The organism is Pseudomonas sp. GL_135 (assembly GCF_057834665.1).
Genome location: NZ_CM174408.1, coordinates 4,007,526 through 4,027,477 on the forward strand (window position 1 = coordinate 4,007,526; position 19,952 = coordinate 4,027,477).

General features: G+C 59.1%; 7 protein-coding genes. 3 read left to right on the plus strand and 4 right to left on the minus strand.

Annotated elements, in window-relative coordinates:
* The first annotated feature begins 156 nt into the window (after positions 1–156).
* Together acnB and AC3ISG_RS17875 are read left to right on the plus strand one after the other, a co-directional pair.
* The gene (gene acnB, locus AC3ISG_RS17870) at positions 157–2,766 is read left to right on the plus strand and encodes a bifunctional aconitate hydratase 2/2-methylisocitrate dehydratase (RefSeq protein ID WP_122537599.1); all 2,610 of its coding nucleotides are present in this window, start codon (positions 157–159) and stop codon (positions 2,764–2,766) included.
* Positions 2,767–3,480: 714 nt separating this feature from the next.
* Positions 3,481–3,984, plus strand: coding sequence for a GNAT family N-acetyltransferase (locus tag AC3ISG_RS17875; RefSeq protein WP_489297590.1), 504 nt, complete (start codon positions 3,481–3,483; stop codon positions 3,982–3,984).
* A 649-nt stretch (positions 3,985–4,633) separates the two neighbouring features.
* Here AC3ISG_RS17875 and AC3ISG_RS17880 read toward each other — a convergent pair.
* Positions 4,634–9,490, minus strand: coding sequence for an NAD-glutamate dehydrogenase (locus AC3ISG_RS17880; protein ID WP_489297591.1), 4,857 nt, complete (start codon positions 9,488–9,490; stop codon positions 4,634–4,636).
* Positions 9,491–9,932: 442 nt separating this feature from the next.
* Here AC3ISG_RS17880 and AC3ISG_RS17885 point away from each other — a divergent pair, with 442 nt between their 5' ends.
* Positions 9,933–10,292, plus strand: coding sequence for a hypothetical protein (locus AC3ISG_RS17885; RefSeq protein ID WP_122537594.1), 360 nt, complete (start codon positions 9,933–9,935; stop codon positions 10,290–10,292).
* Here the strand turns inward: AC3ISG_RS17885 and AC3ISG_RS17890 are convergent.
* From AC3ISG_RS17890 to AC3ISG_RS17900, 3 genes are all read right to left on the minus strand, one after another.
* On the minus strand, positions 10,289–14,833 hold the full coding sequence (locus AC3ISG_RS17890) for a Tc toxin subunit A-related protein (RefSeq protein WP_489297592.1): 4,545 nt from the start codon (positions 14,831–14,833) through the stop codon (positions 10,289–10,291). The genes AC3ISG_RS17885 and AC3ISG_RS17890 overlap by 4 nt on opposite strands.
* 61 nt (positions 14,834–14,894) lie before the next feature.
* The gene (locus AC3ISG_RS17895; RefSeq protein ID WP_489297593.1) at positions 14,895–19,076 is read right to left on the minus strand and encodes a Tc toxin subunit A-related protein; all 4,182 of its coding nucleotides are present in this window, start codon (positions 19,074–19,076) and stop codon (positions 14,895–14,897) included.
* A gap of 38 nt (positions 19,077–19,114) precedes the next feature.
* A complete protein-coding gene (locus tag AC3ISG_RS17900) occupies positions 19,115–19,870 on the minus strand; it encodes a hypothetical protein (protein ID WP_489297594.1) in 756 nt (251 codons plus the stop codon).
* Between the last annotated feature and the right edge of the window lie 82 nt (positions 19,871–19,952).

Here is a 19,952-nt window from a genome sequence, read left to right on the forward strand (position 1 = left end):
ACCGTTCGATGCAGGCGTAAAACTTTGAAAACAGCTTCTGTTGGAGATCGTCAGCTTCCTGCCAAGAAACTTTAAAAAGTTCGAGAGCGCCGATGCGGACCTTCTCTGGATGAGCGTCCCGGACACCCATTTGGGACCACTGATGAGGGTAATACTGTGCTTGAAGCCTACCGTAAACACATCGAAGAGCGTGCCGCCCAGGGTATCGTGCCCCAGCCGCTTAACGCCGAACAAACTGCAGGCCTGGTCGAGCTGCTGAAAAACCCACCGGCTGGCGAAGAAGCTTTCCTGCTTGATCTGATCACCAATCGCGTTCCACCGGGCGTTGACGAAGCTGCCTACGTCAAAGCCGGTTTCCTTTCTGCCCTGGCCAAGGGCGAAGTCACTTCCCCTCTGCTGGACCGTAAACACGCTGTAGAGCTGCTCGGCACCATGCAGGGCGGTTACAACATCGTGACCATGGTCGAGCTGCTGGACGACGCTGCATTGGGCCAGGTCGCTGCCGACCAACTCAAGCACACCCTGCTGATGTTCGACGCCTTCCACGACGTCGCTGAAAAAGCCAAAAACGGTAATGCAATCGCCCAAGGCGTTCTGCAGTCCTGGGCTGACGGTGAGTGGTTCCGCAAGCGTCCGACCCTGGCCGAGAAGATCAGCCTGCGCGTCTTCAAGGTCACCGGCGAAACCAACACCGACGACCTGTCGCCTGCGCCTGACGCCTGGTCGCGTCCGGATATCCCGCTGCACGCCCTCGCCATGTTGAAGATGGCCCGGGAAGGCATCGTGCCTGACGTGCAAGGCTCCATCGGCCCGATGAAACAGATCGAAGAAATGCGCGGTCAGGGTTTCCCTATCGCCTACGTGGGCGACGTGGTCGGCACCGGTTCTTCGCGCAAGTCGGCCACCAACTCGGTGCTGTGGTTCTTCGGCGACGACGTCCCGAACGTACCGAACAAGCGCGCGGGCGGTTTCTGCTTCGGCACCAAGATTGCCCCGATCTTCTACAACACCATGGAAGACGCCGGCGCTCTGCCAATCGAATTCGATGTCTCGAACATCAACATGGGCGACGTGATCGACGTCTACCCGTACGCTGGCAAAGTCTGCAAGCACGACAGCGAAGAAGTCATCACCACCTTCGAACTGAAGACCCCTGTGCTGTTGGACGAAGTCCGTGCCGGCGGTCGTATCCCGCTGATCATCGGCCGTGGCCTGACCGACAAGGCGCGTGCCGAGCTGGGCCTGGGCCCGACCGACCTGTTCAAGCTGCCTGAAGCCCCTGTCGACACCGGCAAAGGTTTCACCCTGGCGCAGAAAATGGTGGGCAAGGCCTGCGGTCTGCCGGAAGGCAAAGGTGTGCGTCCTGGCACCTACTGCGAACCGAAGATGACCACCGTCGGCTCCCAGGACACCACCGGTCCAATGACCCGTGATGAACTGAAAGACCTGGCGTGCCTGGGCTTCTCGACCGATCTGGTGATGCAGTCGTTCTGCCACACCGCGGCGTATCCAAAGCCGATCGACGTGACCACGCACCACACGCTGCCTGACTTCATCATGACCCGCGGCGGCGTTTCCCTGCGTCCGGGCGATGGCATCATCCACAGCTGGCTGAACCGCATGTTGCTGCCGGACACCGTCGGCACAGGTGGTGACTCGCACACCCGTTTCCCGATGGGGATTTCGTTCCCGGCCGGTTCCGGTCTGGTGGCGTTTGCCGCGGCCACTGGCGTAATGCCGCTGGACATGCCGGAGTCGATCCTGGTCCGCTTCAAGGGCGAGATGCAACCGGGCATCACCCTGCGCGACCTGGTTCACGCGATTCCTTACTTCGCGATCCAGAAGGGTTTGCTGACCGTCGAGAAGAAGGGCAAGAAAAACGCCTTCTCGGGTCGCATCCTGGAAATCGAAGGCCTGGACAACCTGAGCATCGAGCAGGCATTCGAGCTGTCCGACGCCTCGGCCGAGCGTTCTGCCGCAGGTTGCACGATCAAGCTGTCGAAAGAGTCGATCACCGAATACCTGAACTCGAACATCACCCTGCTGCGCTGGATGATCGAACAGGGTTATGGCGATCCGCGCACCCTGGAACGTCGTGCTCAAGCGATGGAAGCCTGGGTGGCCAATCCGGAGCTCATGGTTGCGGACGCTGATGCCGAGTACGAAGAAATCATCGAGATCGATCTGGCCGACATCAAAGAGCCTGTGCTCTGCGCGCCAAACGATCCGGACGACGCCCGTCTGCTGTCCAGCGTTGCTGGCGAGAAGATTGACGAAGTGTTCATCGGTTCGTGCATGACCAACATCGGACACTTCCGCGCTGCGGGCAAGTTGCTGGATCAGGTCAAAGGTCAGCTTCCTACGCGTCTGTGGCTGTCGCCGCCGACCAAGATGGATGCTCATCAATTGACCGAGGAAGGCTACTACGGCATTTACGGCAAGGCTGGCGCGCGCATGGAAATGCCGGGCTGCTCGCTGTGCATGGGTAACCAGGCACGTGTGGAGCCGAATTCGACCGTAGTATCGACGTCGACGCGTAACTTCCCGAACCGTTTGGGTGATGGGGCGAACGTGTATCTGGCGTCGGCTGAGTTGGCGTCTGTGGCGTCGATTCTGGGTCGTCTGCCGACGGTCGAGGAGTATATGGAGTATGCGGGCAAGATCGACAGCATGGCTGCCGATGTTTACCGGTACTTGAGCTTCGATCAGATCGCGGAATTCCGTGAGGCTGCGGCGAACGCTAATATCCCGGTTGTTCAGGCTTAATAGCTGAGACCGTGTTGAGAGAACCCCGCTTCGGCGGGGTTTTTTTATGGCTAGTTTATTCGTAGGACCGGCTTCAGCCGGGAATTGTGCGGTGATGCTGATAGGGGTCTGCCTGGGGGCAGACTGTTTCGCCTTCGGCGAGTTACTTGGAAAAGCACCCCAAGTAACCAAGGGTGCCTACTCCTGGTTAGGTCCCTCCTCCGTCGGGATTCCCTCTCTCCGACGATGCTCCGTGGGCCCGCGCCGAACGGACATCCATGTCCTAACGGCGCTCTCGCCGCATCCATGCGGCTCGGCCCACTGCGCGTCGTCTACGTTCGGCCTGCACCCAAGTCGCGTTTTGCGGTGACTGGGCTTTTTGCGTATGAAGATCAAAAGCAGATCAGAAGCAGATCAAAAGCTTCCCGGCTGAAGCCGGTCCTACTGACGGTACGCATGCTTTTTGTAGGACCGGCTTTAGCCGGGAAGGCGGTACCACTGACTGCACGCGTTACTTTTAGTGGGACCGGCTTCAGCCGGGAAGGGGCCGGTGTGGGCGACGGTAATTTCACGGCATGACGCTTGATCGTTCCCACGCTCTGCGTGGGCATGCATCCCGTGACGCTCCGCGTCACAACGCGCGATGTTCATGCTTTAGGGCACGGGTCGCCGTAGCCATGGCAGCAATCAGCCGCTTAGACTGTTCCCTCTTTCTGTTTTCAAAGGACGAATCCAGTGAATGTTGCTGTCGATCAAGTGGTGATCCATCGCTTTACCGAGGCCCATATCGAAGGTGTCACGGCGTTGTATAACGACCCCGAGGTGTGTCGTCAGGTGCTTCAGATGCCGTATCAGTCCACCGATGTCTGGCGCAAACGGCTGGCGGGGGCGGATGACCGTTCGGTGAAACTTGTCGCTTTGCATCAGGGCCAGGTGATCGGCAACATTGGTCTGGAGCAATACGCGCGCATTCGCCAGCGCCATGTCGGCGCGATCGGCATGGGCGTAGCGGCGGCGTGGCAGGGCAAAGGGGTGGGGTCGCGGCTGATGGCTGCCGTGCTGGAAGTCGCGGACAACTGGATGAACCTGCATCGGGTTGAACTGACGGTGTTCGCCGATAACGAAGCCGCCCTGGCGCTGTACCGCAAATTCGGTTTCGAAACCGAAGGCCGCCTGCGTGACTACGCCATACGCGACGGCGTCCTCGTCGACGCCATCAGCATGGCGCGACTGAAATAACCGCTCAGCCTTTGGAAGAGCGACGCAGAGCGTCTGGGGATACATGCCCACGCGGAGCGTGGGAACGATCAACAGCATTCGCGAGCAAGCTCGCTCCCACAGACAAGATGTCCGATCAGCAAAACTGCCAGCGTCCACACTGGCCCCTTCCCGGCTAAAGCCGGTCCCACTAAAAGCAACGGGTGCAGTCAGTGGGGCCGTCTTCCCGGCTAAGCAAGTCCCACTAAAAAGCACACCGTGTACACCCTGTGGGACCGGCTTTAGCCGGGAAGCTGTTGATTTTGATCTGCTTTGCTTTTGATCTTCATACGCAAAAAGCCCAGACACCGCCAAACGCGACTTGGGCGCAGGCCGAACGTAGATGATGCGCAGTGGGCCGAGCCGCATGGATGCGGCGAGAGCGCCGTCAGGACATGGATGTCCGTTCGGCGCGGGCCCACGGAGCATCGTCGAAGTGAGGGAACCCGACGAAGTCGGGCCTAGCCAGGAGCAAGCACCCTTGGTTACTTGGGGTGCTTTTCCAAGTAACTCGCCGAAGGCGAAACAGTCTGCCCCCAGGCAGACGCCCTTGACCCTGATCTCCCAACGCAAAAACAAAAAAGCCCCGCGTCTCTCAACGCGGGGCTTTCGATTACAGACGACTAAACCCTCAAACCACAGCCGTCTGCCCACTCATTGCCAGATCCAGCAACTCACGGTTAGCGACCGCATACATCGCATAATCGTGACCACTCGCCGCACGCAACTCCACCAACATCGCGCGCCAGCGCTCGACCATCGGCAAATGCTGCTCCAGCCACAGACTCAAACGCTCCTCGACGTCTGCAGGACCATTCGCCATCTGCAACACAGACACCGTGATCGCCCGCTGCTGCCAATCGATATCATCGCGGAACGCCTCACGAGCCAGCGCCTGCCAATTGTTTTCAACCGGCAACGCACTGATCTGCTGCAGATACCACGTCACATCCAGCGAACTGCCCACCGCGAAATACACCTTCGCCACGTCCGCTGCGTTCTGACCGGTCACGTCCGACGCCTCGATGATCGGCAACAGCGTGTACAGGTGACTCGTACCCGCCACCATCCGCGCCAGCAACTCCGGCACGCCGGCCGCGACGTACTCCTGATAACGCGTCTGCCAGACCTCACGGGTCGGCCCTTCCAGCAACTCGTCCAGCTTCAGACCCAGTGCCGCGATGTGCGGACCGAAGTGCGCCACATCACGCGCCGCGTCCAGCTCGTTGCGACGGCTGCGCAGGAACCAGCGCGTCGCGCGACGGCCCAGACGCATCAGCTCATCCATCAACGCCAGCTGAATCTCGGCCGGAACCTTGTAGTCCAGCGCTTCGATCTGACGGAACCAGTGCGGGAGGTGGAAGATGTCACGCACGATCACGTAAGCACCGGCCACGTTAGCGGCGGTCATGCCGGTCGACTCTTTGAGTCGCTGCACGAACGTGATGCCCATGTGGTTGACCAGGTCGTTGGCGATCTGCGTGCTGACGATTTCGCGCTTCAGACGGTGACGACGCATCGACTCGGAGAACTTCGCGCCCAGTGACGGCGGGAACGCCGTTTCCATGTCGCGGGCCAGGTAGTCGTCATCCGGCACGCGGGATTCCAGCAGCGCTTCCTTGAGGTCGATCTTGCTGTAGGAAATCAGCACCGACAGCTCGGCCCGGGTCAGGCCTTTCTTCTCCGCGATGCGCTCGGCCAGTTGATCTTCCGCCGGCAGGAACTCGATGGCACGGTCCAGCTTGCCGCGCGCTTCCAGGTCGCTCATCAGGCGTTTGTACTCGGCGATGCGCTCGTAGGCACGGCGCTCCGCCAGGGACAGGGCCTGAGTCTGCTTGTAGTTGTTGCCGAGGACGAGGTTGCCCACTTCGTCGGTCATGCTTTCGAGCAGCAGGTTGCGCTGCTTCTCGGTCATGTCACCGGCCTGAACCACTTCGTTCAGCAGGATCTTGATGTTCACTTCGTGGTCGGAGCAGTCCACGCCACCGGCGTTGTCGATGAAGTCGGTGTTGGTCGCGCCGCCCATCAGGCCGAACTCGACACGGCCCAGTTGGGTCATGCCGAGGTTGCCGCCCTCGCCCACCACTTTGCAACGCAGCTGATTGCCGTTGACGCGCAGCGCGTCGTTGGCTTTGTCACCCACGTCTGCGTGGGATTCGGTGCTGGCCTTGACGTAAGTGCCGATGCCGCCATTCCACAACAGATCCACCGGCGCCTTGAGCAGCGCGTGCATCAGTTCGGTCGGGGTCAGCTTGTCAGCGGTGATGTCGAAGCGCGCTTTCATCTGCGGGGTGATCGCGATGCTTTTCGCGCTGCGCGGGAAGATACCGCCGCCTTCGGACATCAGGCTGGTGTCGTAATCGGTCCACGCCGAACGCGGCAGGTCGAACAGACGCTGACGCTCGACGAAGCTGCTGGCCGGGTCCGGATTCGGGTCGATGAAGATGTGCAGGTGGTTGAAAGCCGCCACCAGTTGCAGCTTGTCGGACATCAACAGGCCGTTGCCGAACACGTCACCGGCCATGTCGCCGACGCCGATCACGCTGATGCTGTCCCGCTGCACGTTGATGCCGCGCTCGCGGAAATGGCGCTGCACGCCAACCCACGCGCCCTTGGCGGTGATGCCCATTTTCTTGTGGTCGTAACCCGCCGAGCCGCCGGAAGCGAAGGCGTCGCCGAGCCAGAAGCCGTAGTCGATAGCGATGCCGTTGGCGATGTCGGAGAAGGTCGCGGTGCCTTTGTCGGCGGCCACGACCAGGTACGGGTCATCGTCGTCGTGACGCACGACGTTGGCCGGCGGTACCAGCGCGCCTTCTTTCAGGTTGTCGGTGATGTCCAGCAGACCGGAAATGAACAGGCGGTAGCAGGCGATGGCTTCAGCCTGGATCTCGTCGCGGGTCCCGGTGGTCGGCAGACGACGGGGCAGGAAGCCGCCCTTGGCGCCGACCGGCACGATGACCGAGTTCTTCACCTGCTGGGCTTTGACCAGACCCAGCACTTCGGTGCGGAAGTCTTCTTCACGGTCGGACCAGCGCAAGCCGCCCCGGGCTACGTTGCCGAAACGCAGGTGTACGCCTTCGACGCGCGGCGAGTAAACGAAGATTTCGAACTTCGGCACCGGCTTCGGCAGCTCGGGGATCAGGCGCGGGTTGAACTTGAAGCTGAAGTAGCTCTTGCTCTGGCCGTTGGCGTCGCTCTGGTAGAAGTTGGTGCGCATGGTCGCTTTGATCAGGTCAAGGTAGCGACGCAGGATGCGGTCTTCGTTGAGCACTTGCACGCCGTCCAGCGCGGTCAGAATCGCCTGTTCCAGGCGCTGCTGCATGTCGTCGAGGTCGCCGCCGCTCAGCTTGCGCGCCAGGTAGAAGCGGGTCTTGAACAGACGCGTCAGCTCGCGGGCGATGTCGGCGTGGTTGTTCAGCGTGCTGGCGATGTAACCCAGGTCGAAGCCCAGACGGATCTGTTTCAGGTAACGGGCGTAGGCCCGCAGCAACGCCACATCGCGCCACGGCAAACCGGCCGTCAGCACCAGACGGTTGAAGGCATCGTTCTCGGCTTCGCCGCGCACGATGTGGACAAAGGCGTCCTGCAACGTGTCGTTGAGCTGTTGCAGGTCCAGCTTCAGGCCTTCGCCGTACGTGAACGCAAAGTCGTGAATCCAGAATTCGCGGCCATTGGTGTGGCGCAGGCGGTACGGGAATTCACCGAGCACGCGCAGGCCGAGGTTCTCAAGAATCGGCAGCACGTCGGACAGCGCCAGCGGCGTGTCAGCGTGGTACAGCTTGCAGTGCAGCTGCGCCTTGTCCCCCGACAGCGGCTGATAGAAGCTCATCACCAGCGGATTGGCTTCGGACAGGCTCAGCACGTGTTGCATGTCGACCACGGCAGAGTGCGCGGCGAAACGCTCGCGGTAGCCTGCCGGGAAACCTTTCGGGAAGTCGGCCAGGACATTGGTGCCCTGGGCTTCGCCGAAGCTTTCGATGACCAGACTGGCGTAGTCGTCTTTCCACGAACGGCAGGCCTGAACGACTTCGTTTTCCAGCTGCTGCGGGTCGATGTCGAGGGTGACTTTCGGGTCCACCCGCAGGATCAGCTGCACGCGCGCCAGTACCGATTCGGAGAAGAAGGTCCAGAACTCGCAGTCGGTGGCTTTCAGGCGATCCATCAACACTTGCTGGATCTTCTGACGGACTTCGGTGGAATACACGTCGCGCGGCACATAGGCCAGGCAGTAGCAGAAACGACCGTACGGGTCTTTGCGCAGGAACACGCGAATCTTGTTGCGCTCCTGGATCTGCACGATCGACATGACGGTGGTGAACAACTCGTCCACCGGGGTCTGGAACAGGTCGTCGCGCGGCAGCACTTCAACCACTTGCGCCAGTTCCTTGCCCAGGTGCGCCTTGGCGTCGAACCCGGAACGGCGCTCGACTTCGGCGACCTTGCGGCGGATGTAGGGAATGGCGCGCACGCTTTCGCCGTACACCGACGAGGTGTACAGGCCCATGAAGCGAGACTCCTTGATGACCTTGCCGTCGGCGTCGATCTGGCGGATCGACACGTAGTCCGGATACGCCGGGCGATGCACGCGGCTTGGGTGCGCGGCCTTGGCGAACGACAACAGGGTCGGCTCCTGCAGGTACTTCACTGCATAACCTTCGATGTGCAGGTCATCGGCGGTGAGCCCCGCGCGCAGCAGTTTGGTCAGGCCGAGGAAGGACGACGGGTCGTACTGGAGCTGACCGCCCTCGCCTTCGTCACTGACGGTGAATTCTTCGTAACCGAGGAAGGTGAAGTGGTTGTTCACCAGCCATTCGAGGAACACCTTGACCTCGGATTTCTCCTCGGGGTCAATGTTGTACTCGGTGGCGTCGATGCCGGCCAGCAGCTCGTGGAGCTTGGCTTTCATCGGCTCGAAGTCTTCCACCGCGACGCGGACTTCACCCAGCACCTGCTCCAGTTCGCGGGCGAGCACGTTCAGCTCCGCGGCATTGGCGCAACGGTCGATCTCCAGGTACATCAACGATTCTTGCAGGACGTCGTCGCCGCTGGTGCCTTTGGGCAGCAGTTCGACCAGTTGGCCACGGGCATCGCGTCGCACACTCAGTACGGTGGTTTGCAAGGTGTGGATGCTGTAGCCGCGGCGGTTGAGCTCGGTGCGCACCGAGTCCACCAGAAACGGCAGGTCGTGGTGCAGGACTTCCACGGCGGTGTGCGTGGATTGCCAGCCGTGGCGCTCGTAATCGGGGTTGTAGACCCGCACTTGCGGGCTGGAATGTTCAAAGCGCTCAAGCAAACGCCAGGCAGAAAGGGTACAGCCTGCCAGATCGGAGAGCCGACGCTGGGTCAGCTCGTCCAGGGAAATGATGCCGAAGAACTGCTCAGCGAACAGCGCCACTTGTGGCAGTGCCTGTTCACTGATGTGCTGGGCCAGTGCCGCTTGCAGTTGGTGCTGGAAGTCGGACTTGCTGGCTGCGGTGAAGAACGCCATCTTTGGTACTCCGCTTGGGCTTTTATATACGGTCTTAGGAGAGATGCGTGGTGCCGGGTCGAGTGTCGCGTTTACCGCTGCACGAGGATAGTCAGGAAAACGTGACTACGGGCAAAGCGTAGCGCTTTGCTTAAGTACTAACGCTTGTCGTGTGTGCGCCGTCACATCTGGCCGACCCGAATGAACCGTGTACACCGTCGCCCAGGCAGGCTCGGCTGTACAGCGTTTCATCTGCTACGCAGCTTAACGAGACCAGCCGCGCGCCTGCTTGCGGTGCTGCGACATATTCGGACATCGGGTTGCTACGGGATGTTGCGAAAGCGGCGAAGGCGCCACCTGGCTGAGATGACAACCCGGGCCTTGTACGAGTGAGTGGGCAAATGTGCGCGAACACTGGCAAAATCCCGCTCAGCCCCCCCAGACGCCCTCAAGGAACATCCCCATGCTCATGACCACCGACAGTTTCATCTACAACCCCTGTGACGAGGAAGAAGATGACATGGCGCTGGCGTGTTGCCATGGGTCAAACGGCGACCTGTTCATGCTGGCGCGCTTTCCGGACGAGGACGAAGTCGACATCACCTTCCGCGACGACACCATTCACGTCGACGAGCAGATCATCGTCACCTTCAGCGCCACCCGCCTGCTGTTGGAGATTGACGCCGGGGACGCCATCCATCTGGGCGGAGATACGTCCTACGAAATCCTGCACAGCACGCCGGCCAGTGAGCTGGCCGATCTGGATGCGACGTTGCGAATCATCCTCAAGGATGTAGGGGCATACATCAGCGAAATCCGCTAGTGAGTGACCCGGTCGTGGAGTACACCCGGCGGTGAGCGACGACGGGCCTCCCCTTCTTCGACCGACGCCACCAACGCCTCGACCTCTTCACTGAACGCTTTTCCGCCGTCGAGCGCCATGTATCGCACATGCAAGATGACGTCGGTCAGCGTTGCAAGCATAGCCTGCTGACTCTCGGATTCATGGTTGGGGAAACTCAGCGTCCAACTGGAGATGGCGCCCGTGCCTTCAAACGGGAAATAACGCTCATCGCCAAAGTCCAGCGTAGCCATGCCATGGTCATCAACACCGCTGGAAAGACCAATCTGCTGATTGGATCGCGGGTTAAAGACGATCTGATCCTGACGAATATCTTCGTCGCCTTCTGCCAGCTCCCCAGCCTGTTGATAAAGGTATTTCACATTGCCAATCTGCGGCTTCAACAAATAACTGCTGGACTGCTGGCTCAGCGTTGCATGAATGTCCTGATAGGGTTGGAGCACGACTGGCAATGACACCGACACCCGCACCAGTTGGCGCAAGTAATGGCCGGGGTAGTCCTTGTCGAATGTCGAGGACTTGAGCTGAAAATTGATTTCACCTTCGGCCCGCAGTGTCTCGACCACCGCGTCCCAACCCGTGGCAGCGGTCTGCGACGATAAAGCGGCGCCTGGATCGTAATCCTGCAATAGCGCTTTGAGCGACACGGTTTTTGTCAGTTCAAGGCGCCGCTCATGACGACTCAGATACGCCGACTCCATCTGCAGCAAGCCCAATTTAAGGGACTCGCCCGCTGTCAACCCGAAGCGGTTATCAGCCCAGGCGGTGGTCGAGATAAACCGCGTATCGCGGTCGCCGATTTCATACTGCCAACAGGCTTCGGTGCTCAAGCACATCGAGAGCACGGCGTCGTAGGCCTGGAAATACAGCGTCGACATCTGGCTCAACAACCATTGATACAGCCCAGCGCCGCAGGCCCGCCCTTTGATGAAGGCGTACATCGCTTGCGCCTGTTCCCGCGCTTTGGTGGCCTGTTCCAGACTGGTTGTGGCCGACTGCATGTTCACTTCCTGCGCCTGGATCTGCTGATCGAGTATTTCCAGCTCGAACTCAGCCTGTTTGGCCATGAACTGCCACTCGTCACGACGGCGATTTTGCAGGTCAGTGGTCAGTTGTACCTGGGCCAGCTCCGACAATACTGCAGCGGCACTTTCGGCTAATTCCGCCGGGCCAAAAGCAGCGCCGCCCCAGTGCATGCCACCGGTGGCACCACCGAACAGGTTAGGCGCCAGGTTGGCGAAGTGTCCCGCGGCACCCAGCGCCCGGGCAGCAACGGTAGAGCCCATCGCAGCCATACGCTTGCCATGGGCAGATTTTTCCAGGGCGCTGACATCCTTGCGCACTAACGCGTCGTAATACGCCTTGCGCGCGGCGACACCGCGCCGACTTGCTTGCAACGCGTCGCGGCTTTTGCCGGCCTCATCGATGGCATTTTGTTGTAGCCGCTCGGCAAAGGTCGCCAGATCATCGACGATCTGCCCCTGCTGCAGCTCATCCTGCTCGGCTCGGTCCCGGGATTCCATGTGGTTGAGCACTAGCTGGGCAAAACGGATCAACATTTCCACCGCGTATTGGGTGCGCGGCAGCATGGCGCGAAAACGATACGGTGGGATGATTGCCAGCGAGCCCAGGCGCCGCTGGCTCAGGCTCGAGCCGCTCAACTGCGCACGCAGCAGGTCCAGCGGATTGGCCGGGGCTTCGTACAGCGCCAATTGCATCGGCTTGCCATCCAGCGTCAGGTTGTTCCGCAGGTTGAACAGCCGTTGCTCCAGCTGGCTCCACAGGTCCAGCAACTGGCTGTTGACCGGCAGTCGGAAAGCCGGGAGATCAAGCAGACGCAGCCAGGGTGCGCCGTCATCGCGCAGCGGGATCAAGTCACGCAGCGCGTCGAGCATGGACGACTCGATCAAGGCAAAGGAACGCTTCTCCGGTTCCAGCACAGCAGACAGGGTCGCGGGCGTCCAGCGGCTGATACTGCGGCCATTCGACAACGGGCCTAACAGGGAGCCTGCCCGAACGTACAGCAGCTTGGCCTCGTTGAGGGTGTCGCGGGTGACCTGGCGATACAGCATGTCGCCCCAGGTCATGAGGTTGTTCACGTAGAGCATGAATATCGCTTTGCGGTAGTGCGACGGCGCCCCTCGCGCGATGGCGTCAGGATTGCCCAAACCTTCCAGCTCGGTGTTGAAGTGATCAGGCAGGCCCAGCGGACGGCAACTCCAGTAAGGCAGCCAATCGGTTGTCGAAGGCGGCGGGTAAAGTGGAGCCACGCGCATTTGCGGATTGAACAGGCGCTCCAGCCACGCCTGCGCTTCTGAGTAGTCGAACTCCTGCTGTAAGCGCCAGGCGACCAAGTGCGAGACGTGAAAGAAAATCTCCCAGAAATAAAGGCCATTGGCGCCATCGAAGTCCAGGTAAACCGGCGCGGTCTGGCCGGGTAATTCAGGTTCTACGGTGTGCTGGGTTTCCCAGGACAACGCACTTTCCAGCGAGAAAGCAGCCTTGTGCGACAGTTCCTTCGCGAAAAGGGTGTTGAGGCGAATGGAAGCGGCGCTGGCATCGATGCCGATGGTGCTGAGATCAAGGTAATGCGCGCCGGCTGGGGTTGTTTTGATCAATGGAGCGGGGTTGGATACAGGCACCCGCTCGACCTTGAATGCGTTTGCGCCGAAATTCATGTCATCACCAAGTTTTTCACCCCACTGATACACACGATTGGGGTCATATTGCGTCCCCCACTCGTGATCGAGCAAGGGCGTCTTGGCAGCGCCATTTAAAATTAATGTGCCACTCCCTACCGATATATTAGGATCGAAGCGGCGGATAACCCACTCCATCTCCGCCGGTTGGTAATTAGGCTTGTAGTGAGCACAATCCAGTGGCCAGTCCATGCTATCGCTAATGTTGGCGATGAACTCACCGTCACTGCCCGTCAATTCAAACGCCTCTTGATCAAACTTAATAACTTTCTGTGCCTGCATATAACTGAAATACTCGTCAGCGTAGTCCACGAAGTCGGCTTCAGTAACGGTACAGAGCACCTCTCCAGCATAAATGAGTGATGCGTCTATAGAAGGAATCTCCAGGTGCTTGTCGATGAACCTGATCACGCTGAATGTTAAATCGCCGATACCTGAGATGACGTCCACATGAAATCCATACCGCTGACTGTAGTCGATGGATTTACTATAAATAAAATCACTGTCTCGCTTTACATTGACTGCCTTATTGCAGAACCCTTGAAGGGTCCCGACTCCGTTTTTCCAATCGACGTGAAGTGTCAAGTATTGATTGACCGCCAACTCTCCTCTCCCGAGTACAGTTCCCTCGCTTGCTTGATCCCACGTTATCGGCGCAATCGTATACTTGCTGGCCACATCGTCGAAGGCGAACTGAACCCGACGGCTGTCTGCGCCAAGCATTGCACCCATGCTCCCGGAGACATCAAGGTTGACAGGGTGTAAAAGACTGTCGCGCACGTGGTAAGTGTTGATATCAGGCTCGAATCCTTGTGAGACAAAGTGCACCGCTAACAGCCGACCACCATCAGCGGCCCGGTCAGTGCCAACACCGAGTCGATAGCCTTTTGTAACAACACCCTCGGCACTCACCTCATTGGCGAGCAACTCATCCGGTGCCACGCCCGACTGAAGATGAATTGGCACACTCCAGCCATTATCAAGCCTTCGATACGCCAGCTTCAGATGATATTCGAACTCACCGGTCGTCGCCCCGGCATCGTCATACATCGCTTTCCCTGATTCAGCCCAGACCGCATATAAACGCCCATCCATGACAACCGGCCGACAATGTTTTATATGTGCACCCGAAACCGAGTCAATCGGCAACCACTGTGTCCAGCCCGCCATGGTCGCCTTGGTTGCATCGTCTCCCGGATATAAATGCGCCTTGCGCCAATAGAACCCAAACGGCTCGATGCTTTGCCGTCCGATAAAATAGTAATCGGCATCCACAAACTTCGTGCTGTCCACATAACAACCGGTGATCTGCAGATTGCTGATCACCTCGAATGCCTGCAGGTAGTTGCCCAACGCGCTTTGAACCGAGTCCCGAGACAACCGGGCCTGGGCGATTTCTGACTCAAAAGTCTCGAACATGCTCGTCTTGTCGAGTCGCAGCGTCGGGTCAAGATAGTTTTCGGGGTAATCCGCAAGCATCTGGTAGCCCGCCCACACGCTGTACTGCGACATGCCCTCGCGCCAGAGCGTCAGCGATTCGCGGGATGCGTTGGCGTAGCCTGGCTCCATGCCATTGTAGATGGCGTGAATATGTTGCTGGACGCTGGCAATGCTCTGCGCCACTCGACTGGTGTCCACCTGCCCGGTGACCTGATTGTCGATCAGCAGATACTCGTAGAGATCGTCTTGGGTCAGCGCCGGACTCAACGCCGCGTTTCCCTGCGGAGCGAGCTGGCCCAGGTAGTAGGCGACCAAAGCATCCCGTCGTTGTTCTTCCAGAACCCCAATAATTGCCTGGCTCATGGCCTTGCCCTCATCATCCGTTGATGTGCGTACGCCGCGCCGCCAGAGCGGCACGATCCTGTTAAAGACTGGCGGCCAGCGTCGCCGCTAACCGACGCTGGTCAGGGGGTGGCAGCAGCGCCTTGACCTGTTCGGCAAACACTTTTCCACCGTCCATAGCGCGATAGCGCAGGTGGATGATGATGTCCTGCAACTCATCGAACATCCGTTGCTGCGTGACACATTCATGTCGGGCAAACGTCAGCGTCCAGCTCGATACTGCGCCAGTCCCTTCAAAGGGCAGGTAACGCTCATCCCCCCCCAGGGGCGTATGCAGACCGCTGTCTTCGGTATCACCTGAGATCGCGATCTGCTGCCCTGATCTGGGATTGGCGATGACAAACCTGGGATTGACGTCATCGTGCTCGCCCGGCAACTCATTGGCCTGCTGATACATGTGTTTGCAACCACCCGGATCAGCCTTCAGCAAGTAGCTGTTAGTGAGTTGTCCGAGCACCGCCCGGGCGTTCTCGAACGGCCCCAGCACGCCGGGCAGCGACAGCGTTACCTGTCCCAGTCGACGCAAGTAGTGGCCCGGATAATCCCGGTCGAACAGCGATGGCTTCAAGGCAAAATCAAGTGTGCCGGACGCACGCAACTGGGCGATCACGGAAGGCCAGCCTGCCTCGTTTCCGTCGGTTTGGTAGTCAGCCAGCAAGCGTCTTAGCGATACGGTTTTTGCCAGGTCAAGGGACCGCTCATTGCGCACAAGAAAGGCCGACTCCATTTGCATCAGCCCCAGCCCCAGGCTTTCTCCTGCCGTAAGCCCGTGGCGGTTGTCCTGCCACGCATTGACCGGTATGAAGCGCGTGTCGCTATCTCCGATCTCGTACTGCCAGCATGCTTCGGTGGCCAGGCACAGCGAAAACACGGCGTCGTAGGCCTGAAAATAAAGCGTGGCCATCTGCCCGCCCAACCACTGATACAGGGCAGCATTGGTGGCGCGGTTCTGGATAAATGCATACAGCGCCTGCGCCGCTTCACTGGATTTGCGAGAGCGATCGCGTTTCAGTTGTGCTGAACGAATCAACATCTGCTGCAGCTCATCCTGCAGGGCGAGCGCCTCGAGCTGATTTTGCGCCTCGTCCTTGAGGAACGCCCACTCGGTGCGCCGCCGCTCACGGGCATCGGCACGTAACTGCGCTTCGGCACTGTCCGAAAAATAGAGGGCCGAACCCTCCAGCAGTGAAGCCGCCGCCCAGGGCGGCCCTCCCCAGGTCCATCCACCCGGTACCGGGATAGGCACCGGGGCGCATATCAAGGTGATGGTGTTGGGAAGCGCGCTCAACGCGCTGCCGGCTGAGCGTAATCCGGCCGCTACCATCCGTGAGGCACTGGCTCCGGCGAGCATCTGTTCCGCCGCCAATTCCGCATCGCTGACATCCTGTTCCAGCCACTTGTCGTAGGACGCGATTTTGGCGTGCAGTTGCTCACGACGTGACTTCAACGCTGCGAGGTTGAGTTCCGCCTGCTCGATGGCCTGAGTGTCGAAGGTTTCCACGAACCGTGTCAGCTCCAGCAGATGAGCCTGTTGCAGACTCTGCTGTTCGGCGCGGTCGCGGTTTTCCATATGCGCCTGCAGTTGACTGCCAAACGCCATAAGCGTGTCCACCGCCGACCGCGCACCCATCAGCATCGCCGTAAAGCGGTAAGGCGCAATGATCGCCAGTGCACCCAGACGCCGGACGGCGGCGCTGCTGCCTGCCAGTTGAGCACGCAGAAGGTCCTGCGGGTTGGCCGGGGCCTCATACAACGCCAACTTCATCGGCCGGCCATCCAGCGTCAGGTTGTTGCGCAGGTTGTAGAGACGCGCGTCCAGCTGGTCCCACACGTCCAGCAGGCGGGTATTGACCGGCAGGCGAAACCAGGGAGCGTCGATCAGGCGAAGCCAGGATTCGGCACCCAGAGACGCGCAAGTCACGTGTTCGAGGGACGCGGCGGTTGATACCTCGAAAGCTGCCAAGGCGTCATCCTCATGACGGGCGGCTTGAGCCAGGGTTTGCGGCGTCCATTGGCTGATGCTGCGCCCCTTGGACAGAGGCCCCAGCAGCGACAGTGCACGGACGTAATGCAGCTGGGCTTCGTTCAAGGTGTCGCGCGTCACCTGCCGGTAAAGCGAGTCGCCCCAGGCAATGAGGTTGTCCACATAGAGCATGAAAATGGCTTTGCGATAGTGTGAAGGCGCGCCATACGCGATGGTGTCCGGGTCCCGTGGCGCGGCGGTGTCGCGCGACGGGTCATCGGCGAACGCCAAAGGTCGGCTGGTCCAGTAGGGCAGCCAGTCCACAAGCGCAGGAGCGGGATGCAACGGCGCCACCCGCGCCTGTGGATTGAACAGATAATGCAGCCATTGTTCAGCGCCCGCGTAGTCGAACGACTGATGCAAACGCGTCGCGACCAGGTGTGGCAGGTGAAAGAACAGCTCCCAGAAGTACCGCCCGTTGGCGCCGTTGAAATCGACGGGCTGGGGCTGCTTGTACGGTGCAGCGCCTTCGAGCATGTGCTGTGCCTCCCAGCCCAGCGCTGCCTCCACAGAGACCTCGGCCCTGCGCACAAGCTCACCGGCGAAGGCGGTGTTGAGCCGCACGTAACGCAGAGACGGCACCAACAGGCATTCCAGATCGATGAACTGGCTACCATCGGCGGTGGTGACGATAGTGGGCATCGCATCGGAACGTTCTTTGCGGGTGATGGTGAATTCGTTGTAGCCCAGGCTGCCCGCCTCTTTTTTCATGCCGAAGCGCATCGGATACGTCAACTCGCCGCTCCATGGATCAACTTGCGCAATCGTTCTGGCCGAGCCGTTCAGCACAACAGCAAGATCGGCGTCTGGCACGCTTTTCCAGATACCGAAGTTGCGACGTAGGGGAGTGATCCCTTCAGCGTCCTCATACAGCGGCTTGCTGCACACGCCGATGGACTCAATGTTGCAAACCTGGTCAATCACTTTGATGCGTACATTGAGATCGAGAAACGGAGTCAAGACGCCAGGATCGTTGTCACCGCTTGGATTCAGGTCCACGCGGTCCAGGGTCCACACTTTCCCGTCAGCGTCGGCACCTTCCATCAGAACTTGTGCGCGCCCGCGATCGCCACCCAGTTGCTTCACCAGCGCGGAAAGTGCTGAGGTCATGGATGCCGAAGTCGGTGTGACGGACTGCCAGTACTTATCCTTCACCAGCACGAATGCGTAGCCTTCCACGACAGTAACGTGTCGTTTTAAAAAGCCGATGATGAGTCTGGGATCTGCATGAGAGCGGTTATCAAACGTAGCTATCAGCATATAATCCGACGCTTCGAGTGTTTCAAACGAAGGCATCGTGCATTCACGCAACGCGATTGCAGCACTCCATCGCCCGTTGCTTTGCAGGTAACTCACGTTCAGTCGATAGATAAAACTGTCAGCCTTGGGCTTTTCATTTGCGTCCAGTCCTTCTCGTAGTTGTTCCAGCCACACCACATGCAGACGCCCCTCCACCACCACCGGGCGGATGTGAGTAACTTGTCCAGACGTTTGCGTTTCGATCTTCTTCCACTCAGTCCACGCGGCCGGTGGCACCACCGGGCTGCTCCCATCCAGATCAATGGCCGCCTTGCGCCAGTAACAAGCGAACGGCTCCACTGTCTGGCGGCCGATAAAGTAATAGTCGGACTGGCGAAAATCCACGCCGTCGATATAACAGGCCACCGTATTGAGGTTGCTGACTTCTTCGAACAGCGTCAGGTAGTTGCCCAGCGCTTTTTGCACCGTATCCGTTGTCAGTCGCGCCTGCGCCAGATCCCCTTCCAGCGCCTTGAACGCCTCGGTCTTGCCCAGTCGCAAGGACGGGTCGAGATAGTTTTCCGGATAGTCGGCCAGCATCTGGTAACCCGCCCAGGTGCTGTATTCACTCATGCCCTCACGCCACAATTGCTGCGTACGAGTGTGCTCGGCGAGATCGGGAATCTCCCCAAACCCCGGCTCCATGCCGTTATAGATGGCGTGCACGTGCTGTTGAATGCTGGCAATGCCTTGCGCAACCCGACTGGTGTCTACTTCGGCGCTGACCTGATTGTCGATCAGCAGGTATTCGTAAAGATCGTCCGGCGCTACGAGTTTAGCCAGTGCAGGAGCGTCTGCGTTGGGCACGAGCTGGCCCAGGTAGTAAGCGACCAGGGCGTCGCGGTGTTGTTGATGAAGCTGCGAATGAAAGTTATCGTCCATGATGATACCGCCCCGTCGTATTGACTCTTCAAACAAACTTACGCCCTTGGATTTCGACTCTCAGGCAACTGAAAAACATGCGTATGAGGGAGTGTTCCCCAGTATCCATTACCCGAAAATCCAGGTTTATAGTTTACCTCCACGTCAGTCCCAGCCAAGCCTGGGAACGACGCCTTATCGACGCGATGAAATACTCTCAGCCTGCCGTCGTCAGTATAGTCCACCGATCTCGCCTTCACTTCTAAACCTGGAACTGGAATACTGATGTCGCACTCATTAATCTTAGAGGTATCCCAATCCCAGAAACCTGGATTCCCTTCGCCTGCCCACGCACTGATGGCCGAAAACCAATAGGAACTATTTTCTTCTATAACAGAAAACAGCGACCACTGGGCTAATCTACCCATGGCAAATGCAATTTTCTGGACGACACCGCCTTCAGACTCCAGAGATATTTCAAACGTAACATTGGTGTGTTCGTAATTCGACGCGTTAGGGCGTAACCGAGCGAAAATCTCGAAAGCATCGCCCCTCGTAGTGCTGACCACATCTTTGTTTACCGGGGACACTAAAAATAAGTATTTGTCAAACAACTCGGCATTTACTTTAAGCTGGTATTTAATACCGCTCATTGGATTTCCATCCAGATTCACGGTATTAACCGTCAATTCATAACGAACATCTCGCCCGAGTAGCCAGGGTGCATCTTCACGCTCTAGCCTTTCACCTTTCAACGCCCAGCTAAAAGAGAAGCCAGGTTCTTGCTGCACACTTTTCGCGTCTTCAGTTTTCATCACGTCATTCCTTTGATATCGGATATTTACATCAATCTACCACCACGCAGCCTGTACAAGATTGTACGAAGCCACGCATCCG